This window comes from Glutamicibacter sp. (assembly GCF_050701915.1).
GTDB lineage: Bacteria > Actinomycetota > Actinomycetes > Actinomycetales > Micrococcaceae > Glutamicibacter.
Map to the genome: position 1 here is coordinate 25145 of NZ_JBOGEG010000011.1, position 24550 is coordinate 49694.

A 24550-nucleotide genomic window follows, 5' to 3' on the forward strand; every position below is an offset into this window, starting at 1 on the left:
TTCGCGCTCGGCGGTCGATCTGCTACGCGTTGCTCCCAGCAGGGATCCGTACTCAGAGCCCCTCGGAAGTCAGCCATGCCGAAGCTATGTCGGCTGCAGACTTCTTGTCCACGGTGCTCTGGACGTTGAGGTCCACCAGAACCTGCGCTGTCAGTTTTTCGCTGACCGGATTCAGGACTTCTGCCAATTCCCCGGATTGATCAGCGGCCACCAATGGCACCACATTCGATGCCAGGAATAGCGACTTCGGGTCTTCAAGAACTACCAGGTCCTCGGTCTGGATCCGCGGGTCGGCGGTAAAGACGTTGGCAACGTTCACCGTGCCGGCGGCAAGGTCCTCAACGGTCGTGTCGCCAGTTGCCGAGAATTCAGCTTTGACGCCGTAAGCGCTTTCCAAGCCCTGAGGTCCATACGGGCGTTCGGCCAATTCCGGTGGGCCGCCCACGGTCAAGGGTTCGGAAATGCCGGCCAAATCCTCGATGCTCGCGAGTTTATTGGCTTCAGCGAATTCCTTGGTCACCGTGTAGGAGTCCTGATCCGAAGCTGGCGCGGCTTCGAGCACGGCAAGTGATTTCGGCAAGGACTCCTTGAGCTCGTTGTACACTTCATCGGCGGAGCGTGCTTCGGTGTCCTCTTTGTAGAACTGCAGCAGGTTGCCGGTGTATTCAGGGAAGACATCAATGCTTCCGTCTTCTAGCTGAGGCATGTAGGCATCGCGCTGCCCGATGCTGAATTTTCGTTCCACTTCCATGCCGGCTCCTTCGAGGGCCTGGGCATAGATCTCAGCAACGATTTCATTCGAGTAGTAGGCCTGCGAACCTACAACGATCGTTTCTCCACCCTCCTGGGCGGCTTTGCTTTCCGTTGCCAACGGATCCGCACCGGAGCAACCAGCAAGTGCGAGGCTTCCGGCCAACACGAGAGCGCTCGTGGAGAAAATCTGCTTCCTTCTCATGACATTTCCCTTTCGCGGGTGATTGAGTAATCGGTATCTTGGAAAGTCTTCTTCTTCGAGCGCACGCCTAGTCCGTGGGGTACGGCTGCTTTCTGGGCGATCGCAAATGCCAAGTCCAGCACCAAGGCCAGCGCGGCGACCATCAAGGCACCGCCCAGAACCATGTCGAAACGCCGCAGGTTCAGACCGGTAATGATGGGCAAGCCCAGACCGCCCAGATTTATGTAGGCGGCAACAGTAACCGTCGCGACCACTTGAAGCACTGCGGAGCGGATCCCTCCTACGAGCAGCGCAAGGCCCAGTGGAATCTCCACTTTGACGAGGATCTGCCATTCGGTCATCCCCATAGCCCGGGCAGCATCGATGGTTTTGCGGTCAATGGCTTCGAAGCCGGTATAGGCTCCGGCCAGGAGTGATGGAATTGCCAGCACGACGAAGGTGAGCATGGCCGCTTCTGGCTTGTGCAGTACCCCCAGAAGCAGCACCAGCAGAATCAGCAGGCCAAAGGATGGCACCGCACGGGCAATCCCGGCAAGCCCGACGGCCAATTCCCGTCCCCTGCCCGTATGGCCAATGGCCCAGCCGGCAGGAATGGCAATCGCGCTAGCAATCAGCACTGCAAGCACGGTGAACAGCAAGTGCTGCCCTAGCAGGCTAGCCAGTCCCCCATCGCCCTGCCACTGCTCAGGCGCGAAGATCCACGCCAGCGCATCGGAAATCAGATTCATGAGGGCACCTTCTCGGTGGACTTCTGCGCCGTAGTTCGTTTTTGCTTGGTGTTCGTTGAAGTCCACGGCATCAGCCAGCGGCCCGCCAGGAGCAACAGCAGGTCGACTAGCAACGCGATCGCTGCCACCGCGATGATCCCCGCCAGGACTTCTTCAATGATGCGACGCTGCAGACCGTTGGTGAACAGGTAGCCCAAGTTGGTTACGCCGACCAGGATGCCGACCGTTGCCAGCGAGATGGTGCTGACCGCGGTCACTCGCAATCCAGCCAGAACCACGGGACCGGCCAAGGGAAGGTCAACGGCGAAGAAGCGGCGTGCCGATCCGTAACCCATGGCGGTTGCGGCCGACTTTGTTGCCGGGTCGACCGAGTTCAGCCCATCGACCACGCTGCGCACCATGATCGCTACCGCGTAGATCGCCAAGGCGAGAATCAGATTGGCTTCGCTAATCGCGCTCATCCCGGTGAGTACCGGGAGGATCATCAGCAAAGCCAGCGAAGGGATCGTGTAGAGCAATCCGGTTATGCTCACGACCGGTCCGCGCACCAGTTTGTACCGCCAGGCCACCCAACCCAGCGGAATCGACAGAAGGAATCCGAGAATGATTGCTATCACGGACTGGCGCAGGTGCTCTAGCGATAGCGAACCAATGAGTCCGAGATTTTCCAGGACCCAGTTCACTGGACGGACCCATCCTCGACTAGCTTGCCTTGAGTCCGGCCTTGCGCATCAACGAGGACGGTTCCGTGCTCCGTCTGCTTCAAGCTCAGCGCCCGTGCCCCACGCTGCGCACCAATAAAGGAAGCGACAAAATCATTGGCTGGATTTTCAATGATCTCGCTGGGGCTGCCGACTTGGAGCTTCTGTGCGCCCGCCGCCAGAATCACCACCTGGTCTCCTAGGAGGAAGGCTTCATCTATATCGTGGGTGACAAAGACAATGGTCTTGTCGAGTTCCCTTTGGAGCCGAAGCAATTCTTCTTGCAGCTCGGCGCGAACGATAGGGTCGACTGCGCCGAAGGGCTCGTCCATGAGCAGGATGTTCGGATCAGCGGCCAGCCCGCGTGCCACGCCAACGCGTTGCTGCTGGCCTCCAGAGAGCTGATGCGGATACCTGTCTGCCATGGAGGCTGCAAGCCCGACCGTGCCCATCAATTCCAAGGCTTGCGCTCGTGATGCCTTGCGCGTTTCACCCATGAGCCGCGGCACGGTCGCAATGTTCTCCGCGACAGTGAAATGAGGCAGCAGGCCGGAGTTCTGCATCACGTAGCCGATGCTGCGGCGCAGTTCCACCGCTGGCTTGCTGGCGATGTCCTCGCCGTCGATACGGAGCATTCCGTTGCTCGGATCAACCATGCGGTTGACCATCCGCAGCAAAGTCGTCTTGCCGCAGCCTGAGGACCCCACGAAGACAGTGGTGCGGTGTGCTGGAATTTGCAGGCTGAAATCCTTGACGGCAACGGTGCCATCTGGATAGTGCTTCGAGACGTTCTCGAACTCAATCACGCACATTCCTCCCCGGCGGCTTCGATACGACCCGTTGGGTGATGCCTGGGCATATTTCGTCTCCTTGAGCTGGCGTTGAGCCCAATTCTGCCTTAAAGAGCTGTGACAACACCAGATACCAAAAAGTGATTAGATTACGCACGAGCGTTACAGTGCGACACCATTTCGCTTTTACAGAGACCGCGCTGTCACCTCCCAAGGTTGGCACGGTAAGGACTATAAGTCCTGCCTCAGTTATGACTTTGGATTTCCGCGCTAAATTGGCAAGTTGCCTATTGCTTGATTACGGACCAGATAGCTGACAGTGCGCTTGGATTATAGGAAGTGAGCTCCTACCGAAAGATGAAAAGCGACTCAATTCCGGAGGATTACGCAGCCCATTGAATTCTTAGGCACTCTTTAGAGTGTGAGATTGCATGCAAGATGAGGTGGCCAAGCAATTATATGCAAGCCAACTTCGTTCACTTTTCATCCATATTTCGATATAACTGGGAAAACTTCTTAGTTGATTCGATTCAGACAAGAACTTGCCATCACCGACTAAACGGCATGAGCATGGCCCCAGGAGCATACTCGCGCAATCGTCGTAAAACGATGCCGGTAGCGGCTCAACTGGGGCCTTGGAAAGAGGATAGCATACCAACATGCAAGAACAATTCAACAAGGACTGGGTCTCACCAGATCGCTTCGCAGAGTATTTAGTGGCTACAGGTAACGATGTCGCTAATGCCAAGCTGCTTTATGAGTGGAACGCAGCCGTCAGCGCAGCACTATTCGAGGTAATCCACCATGTTGAAGTCTTATTGCGCAACGCGATAGTAAATACCCTTGAACGAGAGCACAAGAACCTAACACACTTAGTTCCAGGGACGCCTTGGATTCAGAATCATGCACAGGTCATCGAAGCAAGTGACCGACTAAAAAAGAACAAGAAACCGGTTACATCAGGCCGAGTTTATTCAAGTCTCACCTTCGGTTTCTGGAAGATCATGTTCGGTAAAGGGTACGACGAGCTATGGATTGCTGCTCTGCAATACGTCTTTAAGCATTCCCGTGCCGACAGAAGCACTATCGCAGGATACTTGGAATCCATAGGTCAATTGAGAAACCGAATCGCACATCATGGAAGCTTGCTCGATTTCGACACAGAAATTGAACTAAAGAAGCTAATACGTCTCGCTTCATGGATCGATCCCGGCGCCTCAAATTGGATATCCGGGCTTGAACGAGTAACTAAATTGTCCGGCGAGCGACCCATTGTTCCGGAAAGAAACGTACTACTCGTACCTGCCACCGACACCTGGACTCTATACGAGCAAATGGGAGCACACGCATACATCTGTCCTCCAGAACGCTCATTCCGAAATTTTGAATACATTGGTTTTTATGCGGACCAAGAGATTAAACCGAAGATTGCACTCGTAATACATCAATATGACGCTGTCGATTTTAATCACAAGAATGCCAAGCGCCTCAGAAGGACCGGTGATGAGTTTGACGCCAAACTGGGCTCTGTCATTGGCGTATCTATGAGCAAGATGAATGCCAGCGGAATACATCGCGTATTCTTGCTTTCTGGTCCAACCGACTCTGCAACAATTACTCTCGATACACCAATCGCCCATGGAAAACGTGGCAAAGGCAGCGCATTCGCACAACGATCTCGTTATTTTGCAAAGTCACAGCTCACAAGCGCTAAAGACACGGATGACCTATAGTCGTCGACCCCTGTTACGATCAATCACTCCGCGTCCAGGTAAAGATTCAAGTCGTTTACTTTTCTAGAACACATTAGATGAGTGAAGGCCTGCCTCCAACAAAGCGTTGGAGGCAGGCCTTCATTCGTGTTCGCTGCGTAATATTAGGCTTCGAGCACTACAGGAACGATCATTGGGCGGCGGCGCAGCTTGCGCGATACCCACGAGCCGATCACGCGGCGCGTGATCTGCTGCAGCTGGTGCGTGGAGTGGTTCGGGTTGTTGCCCACCGCTTCCATGATCGCAGCCGCGATCTTCGGCTTGATCTCGTTGAAGACCGAGTCCTCTTCAGCCACACCACGTGCGTGGATGTCCGGGCCGGAGATGATCGTGCCGTTCTGGCGGTTGATCACGGTGATGACCGAGATGAAGCCTTCTTCACCCAGGGTGACGCGGTCCTTCAGGTCATCATCGGTGATGGTGCCGACCTTGGAACCGTCAACGTAGACGTATCCGCATTCGACCTGGCCAACGAGCTTTGCAACGCCGTCCTTCATGTCGATGACCGAGCCGTCGTCTGCCAGCAGCACGTTGTCCTCTGGGACACCGGCCTGCGCAGCCAGGCGGCCGTTGGCGATCAGGTGGCGGGTTTCGCCATGCACCGGAAGCACGTTCTTCGGGCGCAGGATGTTGTAGCAGTAGAGCAATTCGCCAGCCGATGCGTGACCGGAAACGTGGACCTTGGCCATGCCCTTGTGGATAACCTCGGCGCCCAAGCGCATCAGGCCGTTGATCACGCGGAAGACCGAGTTCTCGTTGCCCGGAATCAGGCTGGAGGCCAGGATGACGGTGTCGCCCGGGTTGATCTGGACCTTGTGCTCGCCGTTGGCCATGCGGGACAGTGCAGCCATTGGCTCGCCCTGCGAACCGGTGGACATCAGCACGACCTTGTGGTCTGGCAGCGAATCGATCTGCTTCAGGTCAACCAGGACGCCCTGGGGCACTTCGAGGTAGCCCAAGCGTTCGGCGATGCCCATGTTGCGCACCATCGAGCGGCCGATGAAGGCCACCTTGCGGCCGTGCACTGCTGCCGCGTCCAGCACCTGCTGCACGCGGTGGACGTGCGAGGAGAACGAAGCGACGATGATGCGGCGGCGGGCGCGCGCGAATTTGGCCTCGAGTACCGGGCCGATTTCGCGTTCGGCAACGGTGAAGCCTGGAACTTCGGCGTTGGTGGAGTCCGGCAGGAACAAGTCCACGCCTTCCTCGCCCAGGCGCGCGAAGTGGCGCAGGTCGGTGATGCGGCCGTCAAGTGGCAGCTGGTCCATCTTGAAGTCACCGGTGTGCAGCACTGTACCGGCTTCGGTGCGCAGGAACACTGCCAAGGCATCCGGGATCGAGTGGTTCACGGCTACGAACTCGCATTCGAAGTTGCCGACCTGCGCGATCTCGCCCTCCACCACGATATTGGTGTTGGCCTTGATGCGGTGTTCTGCCAGCTTTGCTTCGACGAAGGCCAGGGTCAGCTTCGACCCGTACAAAGGGATGTCTTCGCGCAGGCGCAACAGGTATGGAACAGCACCGATGTGGTCCTCGTGGCCGTGGGTCAGCACGAGGCCCACCACGTCGTCCAAGCGGTCCTTGATGTAGGAGAAGTCTGGCAGGATCAGATCCACGCCAGGCTGGTGCTCCTCGGGGAAGAGCACGCCGCAGTCGATGATCAACAGTTTCCCGTTGAGTTCGAAAACGGTCATGTTTCGGCCGACCTCGCCCAAGCCGCCGAGGGGAACAATTCGCATTGTTCCCTTCTTCAGCTTCGCCGGAGTCTGCATACGCGCAGCGTCAGCCTTGCCTACTGAACTCTCAGTCATATGTGGTTAGTCCCTTTCGTTACAGATCCCATCCACCTTCACGTAGGTCCGCGCGGATGGCATCGAGCTCTGCGTCCGACGGTGCCAACAGCGGCAGTCGGACGACGGTGTTCGGCAGGACACCCTGCCAGTGAAGTCCATATTTTGCGGCCACGGCGCCCTGAATGTGGCCCATGATGCCGCGCTGGATCGCGTCCAGCTCAAAGTGTGTGGTGCGTGCAGTCGCCAGATCTCCTGCATGCATTGCATTAACAAGCGTACGGTACTTAGCGGCCGCAACGTGAGCGGTGACCGAAACCACGCCGACAGCACCTGCTGCCATCAGCGGCAAAGTCAGCCCGTCGTCGCCGGAGTACACGTGCAAATCCGTTTTGGCCAGCACGGTGGTGGTGGACTGGTAATCCGCCTTGGCGTCCTTCAGCGCAATGACCTGAGGAATCTTGGACAGTTCAATGATGGTCTCGGGTGCCAGCGAGATGCCGGTGCGTCCCGGGATGTCGTAGAGCATGATAGGCAGTTCAACCGCTTCGGCGATGGCCTTGACGTGAGCGATGACCCCGGCCTGGCTTGGTTTGTTGTAGTAGGGGGTGGTCAACAGCACACCGTCTACGCCCGCTTCCTTGGCAGCCAGCGAGAGCTTGATGGAGTGGCGGGTGTCGTTGGTAGTGGAACCGGCCAGCACTGCGGCACGGTCGCCCACCGCCTTGGCGACGGTACGGAACATCTCGATGTTCTCTTCGTCGGTCAGGGTCGAGGTCTCGCCGGTGGTACCGGTGACGACCAGTCCGTCGCAGCCATCATCAACCAGCTTCGTTGCCAGTTTGGCAGCCATCGCGTAATCGACTTCACCCGCTTCATCGAAGGGCGTGACCATAGCGGTCAGCACGGTACCGAACGGGTATGCCTGATTATCAATTGCACTTGTAGCCATGGCATTAAATCTACACTCGCGCATGTTGCAATGGCATCCCCCGCGCAATTCGTGGTGCGATGATTTCATGAACGATTTGGGTAGTTCCCGGCGGCTGCTGGGCGTGGACGCGGCACGGCTTGCCGCGATCCTCGGGATGTTCGCCGCGCACGTTTTCGCACTGTATGAAACCAGCGGCGCACCCGCCTACTCCCCAACGTTTACCGGGGCTTTCGCCTCCGGCCGAGCATCGGTCCTGTTCATGGTGCTGGCGGGTTTGTCATTGGTTTTGTTGTCGAAATCCTTGGCTCGGAAGGGCTTTTCCCACCCTAAGGTTTGCTCAGTCCTTGTGCTGAGAGCATTAATTATTGCCGTGCTCGGAATGGCAATTGGGTCCGTAAATGAAGCCATCGCGGTCATCCTTGTCCACTATGGGCTACTATTTCTGTTGCTTCCACTGGCCCTCACGCTACCGAGAATAACCATTTGGGTAGTCTCGGCGCTTTGGCTGCTGCTCATGCCGGTTCTTTGGCGACCACTGGCCAACAGCTGGATTGGGGACTCGCTGGGTCATAATCCGGGCTTCGGCGACATCCTCACCCCGCAACTGCTCTTCAAGGATCTAACCGTCACCGGATACTACCCGTTGATGGTCTGGTTCGGTTTCGGTCTGCTTGGAATAGCCATCGGAAGATGCAACCTTCACGGCACGAGGACTGCAGGCCTGCTTGCATTGGGCGGTTCGATTATCGCGGCAGCGACCCATTTAATAGGCCATTTGGTGAGCATGCAAAATGCCGAGCTCATAGCGCGTGAACTGGCCCTGGAGTTATCGCTCGTTCCGACAATGATCACCACCGGGCGCCTGCCGGGAACGAATCTAGATCCGTTCCTGGACAATCCCGCCTATCTCTGGCTCCCGACCGGTCACAGCAATTCTTCGCTTTCCACGCTGCACAATGCCGCCTGCGCTGTCGCCATCATCGGCCTGCTCCTGCTGATCATTGGCCGCCTGGGTGCGTTGGGCCGGATCTTGGCTGGCGCAGGCCGTGCCCCGCTAACCCTGTATGCAGGGCACATCATCTTGCTGCCGGCGCTGAAAAACCACTTGGATCCAATGGCCATCTGGTGGATTCTTTGTTCAACGACAGCCGCCTTCGGAATTTGGCTTGGCTTCAGCAGGTCATCTGGCCCTTTGGAATATGGCGTCCGGGTCCTTAGCGGAGCGGACAGCGACCCCGGAACGAAGAGCAAATTCTAGAACGATGGCCCGGACTCATACGAGTCCGGGCCATCGTCAGGATGCTGGTTCTTGCTGCCGTTACTGGCTGACCTTCTGATCTGCTCGCCAGAAATCGATCGCAGTACGCATGGATTTGCGGGCACGCGGCTTGTCACCGCAGGCCTCATATGCCAGTGCCAGACGGTACCAGGATTTCCATGATTCCGGGTTCTCTTCCACATCTTGCTGATGGATAGGGAAATCAGCGTCGGCCGCCGAACGGAGGAATCGTCCTGATGGCATGCGGGGAAGGTCTTCGGGCAGCTCACCCGAGGCGGCCAAGGACTTCCCCATCTTCTCGGTGCGCAGGCCGAAGAGCACTTCGCGGATGAGGATCCAGACGCACAGTGTAGGAATAACCAGGATCGCAATGCCCATGATCTGCGCGACCAGTTCCCCGGTCTCCAGCAGACGGATAGCCTGGGTGAAGGTCATGCCAATGTACAGCGCGAACAGCAGCAGAATGCCGCCTACCCAAAGTTTCGTTTTCACTGGCCCAGCTCCAGGAAGCCGTCAAGGCCATAGGTCAGTCCCGGTCGGGAGCCAACGGTGCGCAGACCCAGGAGGACACCTGGCATGAACGAGGCGCGGTCAAAGGAATCATGGCGCAAGGTGAACTGCTCGCCCTGGCCGCCAAAGAGCACTTCCTGGTGGGCTACCAGGCCACGCAGGCGTACCGAATGAACGTTGATTCCATCGACGACCGCGCCGCGGGCGCCATCGAGCTGGGTCTCGGTAGCATCCGGGCTCGCGGGGACTCCAGCGGCTTCACGCGACTTTGCGATCAGTTCAGCGGTACGCACCGCGGTGCCGCTAGGAGCGTCCACCTTATTCGGGTGGTGGAGTTCGATGATCTCTACGGATTCGAAGTACTTGGCGGCCGTGGCCGCGAAAGCGCTGGCGAGCACCGAGCCGAGGGCGAAGTTGGGCGCAATCAGCACACCTGCTTGTGGATGCTTGCCCAGCAGCGCTTCCAGATTAGCTCGGCGGCCATCATCCCAGCCGGTGGTGCCGACAACCGCATGCAGACCATTCTCAACGGCGAAACGCACATTGGCTTCGGTGGATGCCGGCACAGAAAGGTCAACGATGTGGGTTGCTCCGGCTTCAAGGATCTGCGACAGATCGTCGCCTCGCCCCAAGCTTGCTACCAGTTCCATGTCTGCAGCCTCGGTCACGGCCTTGACCGCTTCCGAGCCCATTCGTCCGGCCGCGCCGAGCACGGCCACCTTGATCTGTGCACTCATGGGCTTAAGCCTATCGCCCCGAGTGCATCTGCTTTGCCAACGATTACGTGATCTCTCTTGAGTTTTGCAACGAATACCCTGCGGCGAGTCATGGGTTATTTGTTTCTGCTTGCTCTCTACGGCCAGTCCAACTTGTTTTGCCTAGCAAATAGGGGAAAAATATGTGTCAGGAGTCCCCAAGTAGTGAGCAGGGCCATGGGTCAGAAAATTAAGCGTTTTGGTTTCGGTATCGGTGCAATCCTCGCCGTAACCTTCGCAAGCACTTCATGCGGTTCAAGCAACGAACCGATCACCCTGTCCGATGACGAACGGGCAACGATTATCGATGTCGTTCAAGAACAAGGAACGGTCATCGATTCGCCGACCTGCCAGGTCGAGGTTTTCCGTATCGAGGGTTCCACTACCTACGGCTGGGCCACTTGCGCACCTGATAGCCAGGAATCCGCGGACGCCGCCGCTCAGGCAGATGCCTTCCCATTCCGCATTGACGGGCAGGAACTGCGCCGGCCAGATGACGGTTCCAAATACGAGGAGGGCGTGAAGAAGCTCTTCCCGGAAGATCTTCGCTCCGCTATTAATCAGCATTCAACCGGGGCGGGCGGCTAATTCCATTTTGCCCGTTTCACCATTTCAGGTGAGCGTGTCGATTTCCCTTACTGATAGTGTGTGCGCACTTTTCGCACGATGAAAGGCTGGCGTGCGCCACGAGTACTTTGGGCAATTGCCCGAATCCCTAAGGACCAGGCTCTCGGTTCGTGTCGCGGGCCAAGGCCCCGACGTGGTGCTCATTCACGGGCTCGGAGCATCCAGCCGCTATTTCACTCCGCTAGCCAACATCTTGTCCAAGAAGTATCGGGTGATCGTTCCCGAGCTTCCAGGCCACGGCAAGAATCTCGATGATGGCCGCCCGGTGACCGTACCGCGTTTCGCCCACGAAGTAGCACTGGCGCTGCGCGAGCTGAAGGTCGAGAACGCTGTTGTCCTGGGGCATTCCATGGGCGCGCAGGTTTCCATTGAGCTAGCTCGCGCGTGGCCGGATCTGGTCAAGCACCTGATCATTGCAGCTCCTGCGGTCAACGACCGTGAAGCGACGCTCTTCAGGCAGGCGCGTCGGCTGTTCGAAGATTTCCCCCACGAGTTGAACTCGGTGAAGGCGATTTTGCTAGTCGATTACCTGCGCTGCGGCATCCCGTGGTGGGCCAAAAGCTGCGCCCAGATGCTGGACTACTCCACCGTAGAGTTGCTCCGTACGGTGCGCTGCCCGATTGATGTCGTATGCGGCACCCGAGATCCATTATCTCCCCCGGAATTCGGTCTTCGACTGATCGCCAAAACACCGCAAGCCAAGCTCACCGTCATGCGCCATGGCGCACATGGCTTCAATTTCTCTCATGCGCCCGAGCTTGCGGCGCTAGTAGAAGCCGCGGCATAACCAAAAGAAACGGTTTTGCCCCTGGAATCGAAATCCGCAGATTCGGTTCCAGGGGCATAACAGCGAGCCCTAGAGGCCCAAGGCGGCTTCATTTTCAAACGGTCCCACCACGGTGATCACTCGATCCTTGGAGGCCAGTTCCTGGGCCAGGTCCTGAACTTCCTGGGCCGTGACGGAATTGACGCGAGACAGGGCTTCGTCAATGTCCTGGAATTCGCCGGTAATCATTTCTGCCCGGCCCAAACGGGACATGCGGCTTCCTGGATCCTCCAGAGCCAGCACAGTTCCACCAGATAGCTGGCCCTTGGCCTGCGCCAATTCAGTCTCGGTGATACCGTCCTTGGCCAAACGATCAAGCTCGGCACCCAACAGCCCGATAACCTGAGCTGCCTTAGCCGGGGCGCAGCCCGCGTACATCCCAAAGTATCCGGCATCGGTGTAGGCGGCGGAGAAGGAATAGGTCGAGTACACCAGTCCGCGCTTCTCGCGAATTTCTTGGAACAACCTTGAGCTCATGCCGCCGCCGAGAACAGCGTTCAGCACTGCGAGAACCTGACGGCGGTCATCGTGGCCGGTAATGCCCGAGCAGCCCATGATGATGTTGGCTTGCTCGCCCGGGCGGTTGATAACTTCCAGCCCGGCCTTCGAAGTGATCTGCGCTGGTTCACCCATGCGGCGTGGTTCCGGCACAGCCATCGGGTCCAGTTCCCAGCCAGCCTCAGTCAGCGCCTTGAGGACCAGCTCGCACAGCTTGTCATGTTCCAGGGAACCGGCGGCAGTAACAATCAGCTCGCTCGGGCGGTAGTGCGCGCGGTAGTGCTCCATGACTGCCTCGCGGGAGATCTCCATGATCTCTTCCGGAGTTCCACCAATTGGACGCCCTAGTGGGTGCTCGCCCAAGACATTGGCAACGAAGCGCTCGTGGGCAACATCCATCGCGTCATCTGCATCCATCGCCAGCTCTTCGATGATCACCCCGCGCTCCTGTTCCAGTTCCTGCGGGTCGATAACCGCGGAGGTGACCATGTCCGCGATGACCTCCAGTGCCATTGGCAGCTCGGTGTCCAGCACGCGGGCGTAATAGCAGGTCGATTCCTTGGCGGTGGCTGCGTTCGATTCGCCGCCCACGGCGTCGAAGGACTGCGCGATTTCCAAGGCGGTGCGCTTGGCGGTGCCCTTGAACAGCAGGTGCTCCAGGAAGTGCGTGGAGCCGTAGTGCCCTGATTCCTCGTCGCGTGAACCGACCGGCACCCAGAAGCCCACAGTGGTAGACCGCTGTCCGGGCATCGCTTCTGTCAGGACTCGTACGCCACCGGGCAGGATGCTTCGCCGGACTTCAGAGCCGCCTTCGCCTCGGTGGACCAACGTCGGGTCCGCCGGGTCAATCGGAGAAAACTGCGTGGTCTCCACCGAATGCAACGGCAATGGAATCATGGCCACGAATATACGTCCTTAAATCGTCGAGAATAGCCATTTCTAGCTAAGTACACTGTCTTTCATTCTCCCATAGAACCGCAGTTTGAAAGCAATAGCTCAGTGGTGACGGAGCCATCACATTCCGGGAAATGACGCGATCCGACCGCGACTGCGGCAATACCCTCAAGCTAGGTTGGCGGGCTAAGTTGCGTCGAGATATCCGCGTTGCTCGGCGTCAGCGCACACTGGAGTCTGCCGCCCTGGGTCACTTGAAGCGCAGGCAAGATAAACAGTGTTCGCTGCATCTTCTGTGCTCAATTCCGGATATCCCATTGATCCGGGATTATAGGAGACGGCAGTGCTCCACTCATCGAGATTCTCGCAAGCACTGAGCGCCATTTTTTCAGCTTCGCTGATCTTCATTTGCGGCGTTTCATGATCAGACCAGGCTTCATTCTGCTTTTGAATTGCCGACTGGCAATCCTCGCCGACATTGGATGTCCTGGCCGCATCGAAATTCACGCATCCGCTGATAGCTAATACCATGGCGCTCAGTGCTGCTGCCAAGAAGTGAACTCTGCCCATAGTCTCCATGCTACCGACGGGATCCTGCGAGTCGGTGATTCGGCGGCCATCGCTTCCTCTCGGCGAAAGGAGAGCGAAGCAAGAAAATCCCGCACGTTCCAAACGGAACACGCGGGATTTTCAGATCTCAAGCCATTACTTAGGCAAGCTTGGAACGATCGAACGCATCAAGGCTGATGCCCTGCTCCAAGACGACCTTTGCCCACTCGCGAGCCGAGTGCAGGGAATGGTCGCGGTAGTTGCCACAGCTTACGGCTTCGGTTCCTGGAACGTCTTCCCAGGTAACCTTCTCCGCGATATCTTCCAGCGAGCTCTTGATGGCAGCGGCGACAACCTCCGGGGTCGGCTCACCCCACAAGATCATATGGAAGCCGGTACGGCAACCAAATGGGGAGAAATCGATCAGGCCATCGATGCGGGTACGCAGCAGACCAGCCATGGTGTGCTCGATGGTGTGCAAACCTGCCGTTGGAATCTCACCGTGGTTTGGCTGTACTAAACGGATGTCGTAGTTGGAGATGGCGTCTCCCTTGGGACCGTGCTCCACCCCGATTTTGCGCACATACGGCGCCTTGACCTTGGTGTGGTCCAGTGCAAAGCTTTCAACTTCAGCAAGTTCAATATCACTCATATGCAAAGTCTATCTGCTCACCGTCTGGCGAATCGAGAGCTTATCGAAGGAGGTAACCGATAGACTTCTTAGGACGTTCGGGGCAGCAATCCCCTAACTGATTTCTTTAGAGGGGAAGTTCATGTCGGACCAGAAGTCCTTGCTCGTCTTTGCGCATGCAGACGAAGCCGTAGCCTTTGCAGATGTAGAGCACCTGATTTCCGGTGTTGGCAAGGTCAATGCGTCGGTAGCCTTGGCTGGCGCGCTTGCTGAAGGCAACATCAAAAACGTCGTCGTGCTTGGCACCGCTGGCGTGGTTGGCCATGCCGGTGAAGACCGCCCGAGCTTGGACACCATTTACCAGATCACCAAACTGATCCAGCATGATTTCCCGCTGCCATCGGCAGATGTGGACCCTACCGGTGCCATCCTTCTTCCTGACCTCCAGGTCACCATGGCTACCGGCGACGTTTTCGTTTCGGATGACGAGCAGCGCATCCACATCAAGTCCTTGGGCGCCTCGTTGGTCGATATGGAAGGCTATGCCTACGCAAGCATCTGCCAGCGCTTCAACGTGCCGCTGCAGATCTTCAAGATCCCTTCCGATTACGCGGATGATTCTGCGTCGATCGACGAATGGGATGACATCGCCAAGCAGAAGAGCGTCCAGCTGCGCGAGTTCTACGACAAGCACCTGGGGTAGCAGGCTGCCGCCGGGACCTTCCTACGAAGGTTGGCACTAGAATCGTTACACCAGCTTCGAACGGAGATTGTTCCATGACAGCGCAGGCAAAACCACACGTCGGTGCAGCAGAGCTCTCCATGCCCCGCCACCACCAGCTGATCGTTTCGCTTTTCGGAATGCATGCCCGACAGCACGGCGGTGCCCTGCAGGTGGCAGCAATCATTTCCCTGATGCAGGATGTGGGAGTCGAGCCCGCGGGCACTCGTTCCTCGATTTCCCGGTTGAAGAAGCGCGGCATCATCGAAAGCGTGCAAGTCCGCGGTCGCAACGGATATTCGTTGTCCGAATCGGTGCTGACCACTTTTGCCGAAGGCGACGAGCGGATTTTCCATCCACGCCGCGCAACGGCAGAAGACCGCTGGCTGCTGGCAACCTTCACGGTCCCCGAAACCCAGCGCAACATCCGGCACAAGATCCGTTCCGCCCTGGTGCGCATGGGCTTCGGCTCGGTAGTCCCCGGACTCTGGATAGCCCCGGAACATGCCAAGGATCCGGCCTTGGCCTACTTCGCGCGCCACGGCTTGGACAAATACTTCGAGTTCTTCCTGGCCGAGCACATCGGCGGCGCGCAGCTGCGCGAGAACCTGGATTCCTGGTGGGATCTAGGGACCTTGGAGGCAATGTACTCCGAATTCCTGAAGGAGAACCAGGGACGGCTGGAATTCTGGAAGGAACACGCCGGCACGCAGCATAGCCCGGAGGTCGATGCCCAAGGCTTCGCGGACCACCTGATCCTGCTCACCCAGTGGCGCCGCTTCCCCTATTCCGATCCCGGGCTGCCGGCCGAGCTGCTCCCGGAGAATTGGCACGCGTTGAAAGCCGAAGCGCTGTTCATGGACCTGCATACGCTGCTGTCCCCACTGGCTTCCCGGCATGTGCAGCGGGTGATCGGCGAGCAACGCTGATCCTTGCACCCAGACCGATAGAAACAGGGCTGCGAAACCAATTGGTTTCGCAGCTCTGTTCTGCGTCCCGGGGCTAGTTGCGGTCTTGGATGACGGCAACGCCCTGGATTTCGATCAAGGCCTCCTTCTGCCACAGGCGGCTGACCCCGATCCCTGCCATCGCAGGATATTCCGATCCGGCCATCTCCCGCCACAGGCGCCCGATTTCCCTGCCATGGGCCATGTAATCATCCACATCGGTGAGGTAGATGGTCACGCTGGTCAGATCCTCCGGGCGGCCGCCGGCTTCAACCAAGGTGGTCAGCACGTTTGAGAAGGCCTGCTTGAACTGTTCCACGATGCCGCCGGGCACGATGTTCATATTCTTGTCCAGGGCGGTCTGCCCGCCGAGGTAGACCGTGTCCCCCGCCTTGACCCCGTGGGCATAGCCAGAGGGCTTCGCCATGGATGCCGGGTTGATTGTCTCGTTGCGGTGCAGCTTGGTCTCAGTCATTTCCTACTCCTTGTACCGGGTGCATGAAATTTGCCCCAATTGGCTCTAGCGCCATCTTTGTGATGCGTGCTACATTGAGTTTACGTGACGGCGGTAAAAAAGTCGACACATAGATTTTCGCCCAACGGACAAGGGGAACCCACCCATGAAACTCGCAACGATCAACGCCGGAGGGAAGAACTTGGCCGTAATCCAGACCGAGCGGGGCTACCTGCCCCTGCCGGCTGGCGATCTCAACGAGTTCCTCAAGCACCGGGACTGGAAAGCCATCGCATCCAAGGTCCTGGAATCCGGCGCCTTAAGCGATCTCATCCCCTCGGATCAAGCACGGCTACTCAACCCGTTGCCAGCGCCGGCCAAGGTGATCTGCTGCGGGCTGAACTACAGCGACCACATCCTGGAAATGGGACGGGAACTACCTGATTACCCCACGCTGTTCGCCAAGTACGCCGATACCCTGGCTGATCCCGACGCCGAGATATCCAGCGCTTCCTCCGCCAATGTCGACTGGGAAGCTGAATTGGCAGTAGTGCTTGGTTCAGATGCATGCTCAGCGTCTTTGGAAGAAGCCCAGGCCGCCATTGCCGGATACACGGTAGCCAACGACGTCTCGATGCGCGACTGGCAGCGCCGGACCCTGCAGTGGTTCCAAGGCAAGGCCTTCGACGGCACCACTCCCCTGGGTCCCGTGCTGGCCACGGCAGATGAGATCGACCCGGTGGCCGGCGCGGAGGTCATCTGCCGCATCAACGGCGAGGAAGTGCAGCGCGGCAACACCTCGACGCTGGTGTTCTCCGCGGCGCGGCTGGTCAGCTACATTTCCGAATTCACCACGCTGCGTGCCGGGGACATCGTGCTGACCGGGACCCCCGGCGGAGTCGGAATGGGCATGGTTCCGCCTCGCTTCCTCGCTGACGGGGACCGGCTCGAAACCGAAATCCCTGGCATCGGCATCCTCTCCAACAGGTTCCGGCTCCGAGTGAACAGCCCGGCCCTGTCCCAATGACCATCAGCAACATCCCTCCACCGAAACTGAAGGAGCACACCATGACCGAAGCACCCATAACCTACCGCACCGAAGGCGACAATTCGATCTATGCCTCGGAAAATGGCCAGGTTGTCCCCGTAGTCACCCGGGCAGGATCCGAGGACACCAACACCGCCCAGTCCGGGGACTGCATCCGCGTCTCGGGCGTCAGCATCCAGCACACGCCCGCCACCAAGATCTGGTTCGGCCAGGTCTCCAATGTCCCGGGCTACCGTTCCCTCCCCCACCACCATGGTGAAGCGGAAACCGGCGGCTACGTGCTGCGCGGACACGGCCGGATCTACTACGGCGAGAACTACGAGCAGTACGCCGACATGAAGGCCGGCGACTGGGTCTTCGTCCCACCGTTCATGCCCCATGTCGAGGCCAACATGTCGGTGACTGAGGAACTGGTGTGGCTCACCGCCCGGACCCCGGAGAACATCGTGGTCAACCTGCCCGATGTCGCCGACGAAACCCTGGAAGGATACCGCCGAGCATGAGCACCACAGCATTGTCCGCCCAGGTCTTCCTGGACGCCATCAACCTGGCCGAATGCGATGCCGAAGTCTTCGACCAGGCTTTCACCGCCACCCCGCAGTACGTGCCTTGGCCCAAGGCCTACGGCGGCGACATGGTCGCCCAGGGCGCCCTGTCGCTGATGAAGTCGGTAGGCACCGACCGCAAACTGCACTCGATGCACTCCTACTTCCTGCGCCCGGTGGATATGCACCAGCCGGTCCGCTACGAGGTGGAGCACTTGCGCGATGGCCGCGGCTACTCCACTCGCCAGGTGCGCGCTTTCCAGAACGGCAAGCCCGTCTACTGCGCGCTGGGTTCCTTCCACGTTCCCGAAGACGGGGCCGAATATGCACTTGGCGCGCCGGGCGAATCGCTGGACCTGGATCCGCAGTCCTTGGCCAGCGCCGCCGAGGCGTTGCAGGGCGTCGAGGGCGACGCCGCCAAGTACTGGGCCGGCGGCCGCAGCTTCGACATGCGCCATGTTCCCGAAGCCATCTACCTTCCCGGCGAGCGCGAAAAGACCGGCAGCCAGGCGGTCTGGATCCGGGCCTTTTCACCGCTGCCCGATGATGCGGTGATCCAGAAGGCGGCCTTGGCCTATGTCTGCGATTACACCATCCTGGAGCCGATCATGCGCGGTCTCGGGCTGAGCTGGGGCGATGAGGGACTGGTGACCGCCAGCTTGGACCATTCCATGTGGTTCCATCGCGAGGGGCGCATGGATGACTGGGTGCTCTACGCCCAGGAAGCCATTTCGAGCCAGGACAACCGCGGACTGGCCATCGGGCGCTTCTATGCCCGCGATGGCAAGCTGCTGGCCACCGTAGCCCAAGAAGGAATGATCCGCCCCGGGCGGAACGCCAACTAGGACTTCCCACCGAACCTGCCAACGGAGTTGCCTTATGGAACTTTCACCTTCTGCACATGTCGATAGCTTTACCCGCGACCATCTTCCATCTCCCGAATTGTGGCCGACGCTGGAATTCACCTTGCCCGAGCTGCAGTACCCGGACCGGCTCAATGCCGCCGAAGTGCTGATCGACCAGTCCGTCGAGAAGTTCGGCGCCCAGCGCACGGCGCTGCTGGCCCCCGATGGCACCAGCCTGAGCTACGGGCAGCTGCTCAAACGGGCCAACCAGGTAGCCCAGGTGCTGGTCGAGGACTATGGCCTGGTGCCGGGCAACCGGGTAATGCTGCGCGGTCCGAACAATGCATGGCTGGTGGCTTGCTGGCTCGGAGTGATCAAGGCCGGCGGTGTCGTGGTCACCACGATGGCTGCCCTGCGCGCTGCGGAGATCTCCAAGCTGGCCACGCTGACCGGCCCGGTGGCGCTAATCACCGACCACCGCTTCGCCGAGGACGCGCTCAAGGCCAGCGGCGGCAGCTATCCGGTCATCAGCTACGGCGGCACGTCCCTCGACGACCTGGCCCTGCAGGCAGCAGCCAAGTCCGGCAAATTCACCGCGGTGGCCACAGCCGCAGATGATGTGGCATTGCTGGGACCGACTTCGGGAACCACCGGCGTCCCGAAGATCACCATGCATTTCCACCGGGACATCCTGGCCAATTCGGACACCTTTGCCCGATATATCTTGGAACCCACCAAGGACGATGTCTTCGCCGGCTCCCCACCGCTGGCCTTCACCTTCGGGCTGGGCGGGCTGGTGGTCTTCCCCTTCCGCTTTGGCGCCAGCTCGCTGCTGACCGAACGCGCCACCCCGGTGCAATTGGCCGAGCAGTCCCACGCGGCCGGGGCAACCATCCTGTTCACCGCCCCCACCGCCTACCGGGCCATCTTGAAGAACGGCAAGGCCGACCTGCTCAAGCCCCTGCGCGTGGCGGTCTCCGCCGGCGAGCACCTGCCGGCCGACACCTGGCACCACGTCAGGGAGGAAACCGGGCTGGAACTGGTCAACGGCATCGGCTCCACCGAAATGCTGCACGTGTTCGTCTCCGCCGCCGGCAAGGACATCAAGCCGGGAACCACTGGCAAGGCTATTCCGGGTTTCCGCGCCACGGTGCTGGATGCCGAGGGCAACGAAGCCGCGGCCAACGAGCCGGGGCGCCTGGCGGTTATCGGGCCGACCGGCTGCCGCTATCTCGATGACCCGAGGCAGCGCAATTACGTCGAAAACGGCTGGAACATCACCGGGGACATCTTCTCCCGGGACGAGGACGGTTTCTTCACCTACCAGGCGCGCAGCGACAACATGATCGTCTCTTCCGGATATAACATCGGCGGCCCGGAAGTCGAGCAAGCCCTGGACCAGCATCCCGATGTGCTGGAAAACGCGGTGGTCGCCCGCCCTGATCCGAACCGCGGATCGATCGTCTGCGCGTTCGTGGTCATGGTCGAAGGCGCCGAAGCCGATGAGGCGAAGGCCAAGGAATTGCAGGACTTCGTCAAAGCAACGATTGCCCCGTACAAGTACCCGCGGGAAATCCGCTTTGTCACCGAGCTGCCGCGAAATCCCAGCGGCAAGCTGCAGCATTTCAAGCTGCGCGAGGCCTTTAACGGCTCCCCGGTCGCATAAAACTCCCCAAGATATTTTTAGGGCCCCGGCCCAATCGCCCTGCGGGGCTGATGAAAGGACACACCATGAAGATTGCAGTTATCGGCGGCGGCCCTGGCGGCCTGTACTTCGCGGCCCTGATGAAGCAGCTGGATGCGGACCACGATGTCACCGTGTGGGAACGCAATGCCGCATCGGACACCTTCGGCTTCGGCGTGGTGTTCTCCGATGAGACCCTGGGCGGCATCGGCAATGCCGACCCGGTGGTCGCCGAGTACATGTCCCGGCGCTTTGCCCGCTGGAGCGATATCGACATCCACTTCCGCGGCCAGATGCACACCGTGGGCGGCCAGGGCTTCGCGGCCATGAGCCGCAAGGAACTGCTCCAGCTGCTGCAGCGCCGCTGCATCGAGCTGGGCGTGGATGTGCGCTTCTCCACCGTTGCCCCGGATGTGGAGCAACTGGCGGACGAATACGACCTGGTGATGGCCGCTGACGGGCTGAACTCCGCGGTGCGAACCAAGTATGCGGACTCCTTCAAGCCCACCCTTGATCCGCGGACCTCGAAGTACATGTGGCTGGGCACCGACCAGGTCTTCGAGGCCTTCAAGTTCTTCGTCAAGGAAACCGATGCCGGAACCATGCAGATCCACGGCTACCCGTACTCGGACGAGGGTTCGACCTTCATCGTGGAAATGCACGAAGACGTCTGGCGTGCGGCCGGCTTCGACGAAACCGAGAATGAGATCTTCGCCCCAGGCGTGAGCGACCAGAAGTCGGTGGACAAGGTGGCCGGTATCTTCGCCGAGGAACTGGCCGGATACCACGTGCTGACCAACAACTCCAAGTGGATCAACTTCACCACTGTGCGCAACGAGAACTGGCGCCATGGGAACATCGTGCTGCTGGGCGATGCCGCGCACACCGCCCACTTCTCCATCGGCTCGGGCACCAAGCTGGCCATGGAGGACGCTCTGGCCCTGGCTGCCTGCCTGCATGAGCATGCCGACGTTGATTCGGCGCTGGCCGCCTACGAGACCGAGCGCCGCCCAGTGGTCGAATCCACCCAGCGCGCGGCCCAGGCCTCGCTGGAATGGTTCGAGAACATCGGGCAGTACAAGGACCAGGACCCGGTGCAGTTCTGCTTCAACTTGCTCACCCGCTCCCGGCGCATCACCTACGAGAACCTGAAGCTGCGCGATACCGGATTCGCGCAGCAGGTCGACGAGAACTTCGCCCGGCTCAACGCTTCGCCTTCAGTGGCACCGGCGATGTTCCAGCCGCATAGGCTCGGCAACACCGAGCTGGCCAACCGCGTGGTGGTTTCGTCCATGGACATGTACTCGGCCACCGACGGGGTGCCCGGGGACTTCCACCTGGTTCATCTGGGCTCCAAGGCCATGGGAGGGGCCGGGCTGGTGATGACCGAAATGGTCTGCGTTTCCGATATCGGCCGCATCACCCCGGGCTGCACTGGCCTGTACACCGATGAGCAGGCGGCTGCCTGGAAGCGCGTGACCGACTACGTGCACGGAAATTCGAACGCCAAGATCGGCGCCCAGCTCGGCCACTCGGGTCGCAAGGGCTCGACGAAGCTGATGTGGGAAGGCATCGACCAGCCGCTGCAAGAAGGCAACTGGGATGTGCTCGCCCCCAGCGCACTGCCCTATGGCGAAGGCTGCCATGTGCCGGTGGAAATGGACCGTGCGCAGATGGACGAGGTGCGCGAGCAGTTCGCCGCCGCAGCACGCCGCGCCGATGAGGCAGGATTCGACGTGCTGGAAGTGCATATGGCCCACGGCTACTTGCTCTCTTCCTTCCTTTCCCCGCTGTCCAACCAGCGCACCGACGAATACGGCGGCGGCCTGGAGAACCGGCTGCGCTACCCGCTTGAGGTCCTGGATGCGGTCCGCGAAGCATGGCCGGCAGGCAAGACCATCGGCGTGCGCATCTCGGCTACCGACTGGTCGCCAGGCGGGAACACCGAAGAAGATGCGGTGGACATCGCCCGGGCCTTCATCGCCCACGGCGCCCAGTTCATCGACGTCTCGTCGGGGCAGATCGTGAAGGACGAGAAGCCGGCTTTCGGGCGCAGCTACCAGACGCCATTCGCCGACAGGATCCGCAACCAGGTCGCCGCCGAGGCAGGGGTGTCGGTGATCGCGGTGGGCGCGGTGTCCTCCTACGACGACGTGAACTCGATCCTGCTGGCAGGCCGCGCGGACCTGGTGGCGCTGGGCCGCACCCACCTGTACAACCCGCAGTGGACCTTGCAGGCAGCCGCCGAGCAGGACTATGCCGGTGACGGCGCAACCTGGCCGCTGCCCTTCAAGGCCGGACGCCGCAAGCCGCCCGCCGCCCGCACCGACGCGGTCCGCCCGCGGCTCTCGCTGGTTCGGGAAGACGAGGAGCAGGAGCAATCGCACCTGCGCTGGATTCCGGCCAGGAAATCCGAACCCTCCAGTTTGGTAACCAGCGCTTAGCTGTTGCTGCCAGCCGCAGGATTGGCGGCCCTGTTTGGGCTGCCGACCCTGCGGCTTTTTGCCGGGCACGGGAACCGCTTGGCGGCTCGGCCCGGATCCCAATCCACCACCAAACCACCTTTGGATAATTCAATGAAATCTTCCCTGGATCAAATCGCACAGCGAGAAGCTGGCCTGTCGAAGGAGCTGACTTCACGCCAGCTGAGCATGATTGCGCTTGGCGGCGCCATCGGCACGGGCCTGTTTCTCGGCAGCAAGTTCGCCATTTCCTTCGCCGGGCCCAGCGTGATCCTCAGCTACGCCATCGGCGGGTTGATCGCCGTGCTGCTCATGGGGGCGTTGGCCGAGATGACCGTGGCGCACCCGACGACCGGCTCCTTCGGCGCCTTCGCCGAGCACTACATCAACCCGTTCACCGGGTTCCTGCTCAAATACCTGTACTGGTCCTGCATCGTACTGGCCGTAGGCACCGAAATCACGGCGGTGGGCGACTACATGCGAATGTGGTTCCCGGATGTGCCCGCAGTGGTGTGGATCATCGGCCTGTCGGTCTTGCTGATCGGGGTGAACATGTTCAATGTCAAAGCCTTCGGAACACTGGAATACTGGTTTTCCGCCACCAAGGTATTCGCTATTGCCGCGTTCATCCTGCTTGCCGCCTATCTGGTCTTCGGCCAGCGGGGCAATGATTTCGGTTTCCAGAACTACACCGCGGAATCCGGATTCTTCATGGGCGGGGCCCAAGGTGTCTGGTTTGCCGTTGTCGTGGCGATCTTCTCCTACCTGAGCATCGAGATGATCGCCGTCGCAGCCGGTGAGGCAAAAGATCCCGAAGTCGCAGTGAAGAAAGCCTTCAAGGTGACCTTGTTCAGGCTCTTCCTCTTCTACATCCTGACCCTGTCGCTGATCCTTGCCATCGCACCGGTCAGCGAGATCCTCGAAGGCGACAGCCCGTTCGTCACGGTGATGCAGGTGATCGGCATCCCGTTTGCCGATTCTATTCTCAATTTCGTGGTCATCATCGCCGCACTCTCCGCCATGAACTCGCAGCTGTACATCTCCACGCGCATGATGTTCTCGCTATCCCGCGCCGGGCAGGCTCCGAGCAGCCTGGGCAAATTGAAGAAGAACGGCGCGCCGGTCAACGCCCTGCTGCTCTCGGCTGGCGGAATCGCCGTGGCCACCATCATCTACGCATCGAATCCAGAATCCGGTTTCACAATAATGATGGCACTGTCGATGTTCGGCGCAATGATGACCTGGATGCTGATCTTCATCACGCACTTGTTCTTCCGCCGTTCCCATCGGCGCAGTGCAGCACCGCTTAAATACCGCCTGCCGTTCTATCCCGCAGGATCCGCGGCCGGGGCGCTGCTGATGGCCGCGTTGCTGGTCACGACCTTGTTCACCGAGCAGTTCTCCATGACGTTGCTGTTCGGCATTCCCTTCGCCTTGGCCGTCTCTGCCCTGTACTTCCTGATGCGCAAGCGCATGAAGCTGGCACAGGCAGGTTCAGGCACCGGGCATGAGGAGACTGGTGGCTCTAGCCAGCCGCGCGAGCCTGAAAAGGTCAGCGACGCCTTGTAGGTGCAAGCGAGCCCCGGCACAGCGCACCATATGTG

At 59.7% G+C, this 24550-nt stretch carries 24 protein-coding genes; 12 read left to right on the plus strand and 12 right to left on the minus strand.

Annotated elements, in window-relative coordinates; all coding sequences use genetic code 11:
- Positions 1-52 precede the first annotated feature (52 nt).
- Genes ACRDT3_RS08835 through ACRDT3_RS08850 form a run of 4 tightly spaced genes read right to left on the minus strand, consistent with a single transcriptional unit; the run spans position 53 to position 3190 of the window.
- Positions 53-955 (minus strand): glycine betaine ABC transporter substrate-binding protein, encoded by a 903-nt coding sequence (locus ACRDT3_RS08835; RefSeq protein ID WP_431492631.1) that lies wholly within the window; start codon positions 953-955, stop codon positions 53-55.
- Positions 952-1683, minus strand: a complete 732-nt coding sequence (locus tag ACRDT3_RS08840) for an ABC transporter permease (RefSeq protein WP_431492632.1) — start codon at positions 1681-1683, stop codon at positions 952-954. Before ACRDT3_RS08840 ends, ACRDT3_RS08835 begins: the two co-directional genes overlap by 4 nt.
- A complete protein-coding gene (locus tag ACRDT3_RS08845; RefSeq protein ID WP_431492633.1) occupies positions 1680-2366 on the minus strand; it encodes an ABC transporter permease in 687 nt (228 codons plus the stop codon). The genes ACRDT3_RS08840 and ACRDT3_RS08845 overlap by 4 nt, the downstream gene beginning before the upstream one ends.
- A complete protein-coding gene (locus tag ACRDT3_RS08850; protein ID WP_431492634.1) occupies positions 2363-3190 on the minus strand; it encodes an ABC transporter ATP-binding protein in 828 nt (275 codons plus the stop codon). Before ACRDT3_RS08850 ends, ACRDT3_RS08845 begins: the two co-directional genes overlap by 4 nt.
- Before the next feature lie 644 nt (positions 3191-3834).
- Between ACRDT3_RS08850 and ACRDT3_RS08855 the strand changes: the two genes are divergently transcribed.
- Positions 3835-4908 carry an Abi family protein gene (locus tag ACRDT3_RS08855; protein WP_431492635.1) on the plus strand — a complete coding sequence of 358 codons (1074 nt, stop codon included), beginning with the start codon at positions 3835-3837 and terminating at the stop codon, positions 4906-4908.
- 143 nt (positions 4909-5051) lie between these two features.
- Here ACRDT3_RS08855 and ACRDT3_RS08860 read toward each other — a convergent pair whose 3' ends face one another.
- On the minus strand, positions 5052-6758 hold the full coding sequence (locus ACRDT3_RS08860) for a ribonuclease J (RefSeq protein ID WP_105658187.1): 1707 nt from the start codon (positions 6756-6758) through the stop codon (positions 5052-5054).
- A 19-nt stretch (positions 6759-6777) separates the two neighbouring features.
- The gene (gene dapA, locus ACRDT3_RS08865) at positions 6778-7689 is read right to left on the minus strand and encodes a 4-hydroxy-tetrahydrodipicolinate synthase (RefSeq protein ID WP_431492636.1); all 912 of its coding nucleotides are present in this window, start codon (positions 7687-7689) and stop codon (positions 6778-6780) included.
- A gap of 103 nt (positions 7690-7792) precedes the next feature.
- On the opposite strand from dapA, the gene ACRDT3_RS08870 reads away from it, so the two are divergent.
- Positions 7793-8929, plus strand: a complete 1137-nt coding sequence (locus ACRDT3_RS08870; protein WP_431492637.1) for a heparan-alpha-glucosaminide N-acetyltransferase domain-containing protein — start codon at positions 7793-7795, stop codon at positions 8927-8929.
- A gap of 60 nt (positions 8930-8989) precedes the next feature.
- Here the strand turns inward: ACRDT3_RS08870 and ACRDT3_RS08875 are convergent, their stop codons facing one another.
- Positions 8990-9442, minus strand: a complete 453-nt coding sequence (locus tag ACRDT3_RS08875; RefSeq protein WP_431492638.1) for a tetratricopeptide repeat protein — start codon at positions 9440-9442, stop codon at positions 8990-8992.
- Positions 9439-10197 carry a 4-hydroxy-tetrahydrodipicolinate reductase gene (dapB, locus tag ACRDT3_RS08880; RefSeq protein WP_431492639.1) on the minus strand — a complete coding sequence of 253 codons (759 nt, stop codon included), beginning with the start codon at positions 10195-10197 and terminating at the stop codon, positions 9439-9441. The genes ACRDT3_RS08875 and dapB overlap by 4 nt, the downstream gene beginning before the upstream one ends.
- 195 nt (positions 10198-10392) lie before the next feature.
- Between dapB and ACRDT3_RS08885 the strand changes: the two genes are divergently transcribed.
- Both ACRDT3_RS08885 and ACRDT3_RS08890 read left to right on the plus strand, forming a co-directional pair.
- Positions 10393-10803: a hypothetical protein gene (locus ACRDT3_RS08885; RefSeq protein ID WP_431492640.1), complete on the plus strand. Its 411-nt coding sequence runs from the start codon at positions 10393-10395 to the stop codon at positions 10801-10803.
- Positions 10804-10975: 172 nt separating this feature from the next.
- The gene (locus tag ACRDT3_RS08890; protein ID WP_431492641.1) at positions 10976-11629 is read left to right on the plus strand and encodes an alpha/beta fold hydrolase; all 654 of its coding nucleotides are present in this window, start codon (positions 10976-10978) and stop codon (positions 11627-11629) included.
- A gap of 69 nt (positions 11630-11698) precedes the next feature.
- Here ACRDT3_RS08890 and ACRDT3_RS08895 read toward each other — a convergent pair whose 3' ends face one another.
- The 3 genes from ACRDT3_RS08895 to ACRDT3_RS08905 all read right to left on the minus strand — a co-directional run bounded on the left by ACRDT3_RS08895 (position 11699) and on the right by ACRDT3_RS08905 (position 14261).
- Positions 11699-13069, minus strand: coding sequence for a M16 family metallopeptidase (locus tag ACRDT3_RS08895; RefSeq protein ID WP_431492642.1), 1371 nt, complete (start codon positions 13067-13069; stop codon positions 11699-11701).
- A gap of 177 nt (positions 13070-13246) precedes the next feature.
- Positions 13247-13612: a hypothetical protein gene (locus ACRDT3_RS08900; protein ID WP_431492643.1), complete on the minus strand. Its 366-nt coding sequence runs from the start codon at positions 13610-13612 to the stop codon at positions 13247-13249.
- A gap of 157 nt (positions 13613-13769) precedes the next feature.
- On the minus strand, positions 13770-14261 hold the full coding sequence (locus ACRDT3_RS08905) for an S-ribosylhomocysteine lyase (protein ID WP_105661860.1): 492 nt from the start codon (positions 14259-14261) through the stop codon (positions 13770-13772).
- Between the two features lie 121 nt (positions 14262-14382).
- On the opposite strand from ACRDT3_RS08905, the gene ACRDT3_RS08910 reads away from it, so the two are divergent.
- Positions 14383-14943, plus strand: a complete 561-nt coding sequence (locus ACRDT3_RS08910) for a purine-nucleoside phosphorylase (RefSeq protein ID WP_431492644.1) — start codon at positions 14383-14385, stop codon at positions 14941-14943.
- Positions 14944-15017: 74 nt separating this feature from the next.
- A complete protein-coding gene (locus tag ACRDT3_RS08915) occupies positions 15018-15890 on the plus strand; it encodes a PaaX family transcriptional regulator (RefSeq protein WP_431492645.1) in 873 nt (290 codons plus the stop codon).
- Positions 15891-15963: 73 nt separating this feature from the next.
- Here ACRDT3_RS08915 and ACRDT3_RS08920 read toward each other — a convergent pair whose 3' ends face one another.
- Positions 15964-16383, minus strand: coding sequence for a RidA family protein (locus ACRDT3_RS08920; RefSeq protein ID WP_431492646.1), 420 nt, complete (start codon positions 16381-16383; stop codon positions 15964-15966).
- A gap of 145 nt (positions 16384-16528) precedes the next feature.
- On the opposite strand from ACRDT3_RS08920, the gene ACRDT3_RS08925 reads away from it, so the two are divergent.
- The 6 genes from ACRDT3_RS08925 to ACRDT3_RS08950 all read left to right on the plus strand — a co-directional run bounded on the left by ACRDT3_RS08925 (position 16529) and on the right by ACRDT3_RS08950 (position 24515).
- Positions 16529-17389, plus strand: coding sequence for a fumarylacetoacetate hydrolase family protein (locus tag ACRDT3_RS08925; RefSeq protein WP_431492647.1), 861 nt, complete (start codon positions 16529-16531; stop codon positions 17387-17389).
- A 41-nt stretch (positions 17390-17430) separates the two neighbouring features.
- Positions 17431-17913, plus strand: coding sequence for a cupin domain-containing protein (locus ACRDT3_RS08930; protein ID WP_431492648.1), 483 nt, complete (start codon positions 17431-17433; stop codon positions 17911-17913).
- The gene (locus tag ACRDT3_RS08935) at positions 17910-18800 is read left to right on the plus strand and encodes an acyl-CoA thioesterase (protein ID WP_431492649.1); all 891 of its coding nucleotides are present in this window, start codon (positions 17910-17912) and stop codon (positions 18798-18800) included. The genes ACRDT3_RS08930 and ACRDT3_RS08935 overlap by 4 nt, the downstream gene beginning before the upstream one ends.
- 34 nt (positions 18801-18834) lie before the next feature.
- Positions 18835-20466 (plus strand): AMP-binding protein, encoded by a 1632-nt coding sequence (locus ACRDT3_RS08940; RefSeq protein WP_431492650.1) that lies wholly within the window; start codon positions 18835-18837, stop codon positions 20464-20466.
- 65 nt (positions 20467-20531) lie between these two features.
- Entirely contained in the window at positions 20532-22928 is a 2397-nt protein-coding gene (locus ACRDT3_RS08945) for a bifunctional salicylyl-CoA 5-hydroxylase/oxidoreductase (RefSeq protein ID WP_431492651.1), read from the plus strand.
- Between the two features lie 132 nt (positions 22929-23060).
- The gene (locus ACRDT3_RS08950) at positions 23061-24515 is read left to right on the plus strand and encodes an amino acid permease (protein WP_431492652.1); all 1455 of its coding nucleotides are present in this window, start codon (positions 23061-23063) and stop codon (positions 24513-24515) included.
- Positions 24516-24550 lie beyond the last annotated feature (35 nt).

Bases quoted from the DNA above. Each gene is read 5' to 3' on its own strand.
- dapA (WP_431492636.1), bottom strand. From the start codon at position 7,689: ATGGCTACAAGTGCAATTGATAATCAGGCATACCCGTTCGGTACCGTG.
- dapB (WP_431492639.1), bottom strand. From the start codon at position 10,197: ATGAGTGCACAGATCAAGGTGGCCGTGCTCGGCGCGGCCGGACGAATG.
- ACRDT3_RS08915 (WP_431492645.1), top strand. From the start codon at position 15,018: ATGACAGCGCAGGCAAAACCACACGTCGGTGCAGCAGAGCTCTCCATG.
- ACRDT3_RS08925 (WP_431492647.1), top strand. From the start codon at position 16,529: ATGAAACTCGCAACGATCAACGCCGGAGGGAAGAACTTGGCCGTAATC.
- ACRDT3_RS08885 (WP_431492640.1), top strand. From the start codon at position 10,393: ATGGGTCAGAAAATTAAGCGTTTTGGTTTCGGTATCGGTGCAATCCTC.
- ACRDT3_RS08910 (WP_431492644.1), top strand. From the start codon at position 14,383: ATGTCGGACCAGAAGTCCTTGCTCGTCTTTGCGCATGCAGACGAAGCC.
- ACRDT3_RS08835 (WP_431492631.1), bottom strand. From the start codon at position 955: ATGAGAAGGAAGCAGATTTTCTCCACGAGCGCTCTCGTGTTGGCCGGA.
- ACRDT3_RS08945 (WP_431492651.1), top strand. From the start codon at position 20,532: ATGAAGATTGCAGTTATCGGCGGCGGCCCTGGCGGCCTGTACTTCGCG.
- ACRDT3_RS08905 (WP_105661860.1), bottom strand. From the start codon at position 14,261: ATGAGTGATATTGAACTTGCTGAAGTTGAAAGCTTTGCACTGGACCAC.
- ACRDT3_RS08920 (WP_431492646.1), bottom strand. From the start codon at position 16,383: ATGACTGAGACCAAGCTGCACCGCAACGAGACAATCAACCCGGCATCC.
- ACRDT3_RS08950 (WP_431492652.1), top strand. From the start codon at position 23,061: ATGAAATCTTCCCTGGATCAAATCGCACAGCGAGAAGCTGGCCTGTCG.
- ACRDT3_RS08840 (WP_431492632.1), bottom strand. From the start codon at position 1,683: ATGAATCTGATTTCCGATGCGCTGGCGTGGATCTTCGCGCCTGAGCAG.
- ACRDT3_RS08940 (WP_431492650.1), top strand. From the start codon at position 18,835: ATGGAACTTTCACCTTCTGCACATGTCGATAGCTTTACCCGCGACCAT.
- ACRDT3_RS08860 (WP_105658187.1), bottom strand. From the start codon at position 6,758: ATGACTGAGAGTTCAGTAGGCAAGGCTGACGCTGCGCGTATGCAGACT.
- ACRDT3_RS08930 (WP_431492648.1), top strand. From the start codon at position 17,431: ATGACCGAAGCACCCATAACCTACCGCACCGAAGGCGACAATTCGATC.
- ACRDT3_RS08855 (WP_431492635.1), top strand. From the start codon at position 3,835: ATGCAAGAACAATTCAACAAGGACTGGGTCTCACCAGATCGCTTCGCA.
- ACRDT3_RS08935 (WP_431492649.1), top strand. From the start codon at position 17,910: ATGAGCACCACAGCATTGTCCGCCCAGGTCTTCCTGGACGCCATCAAC.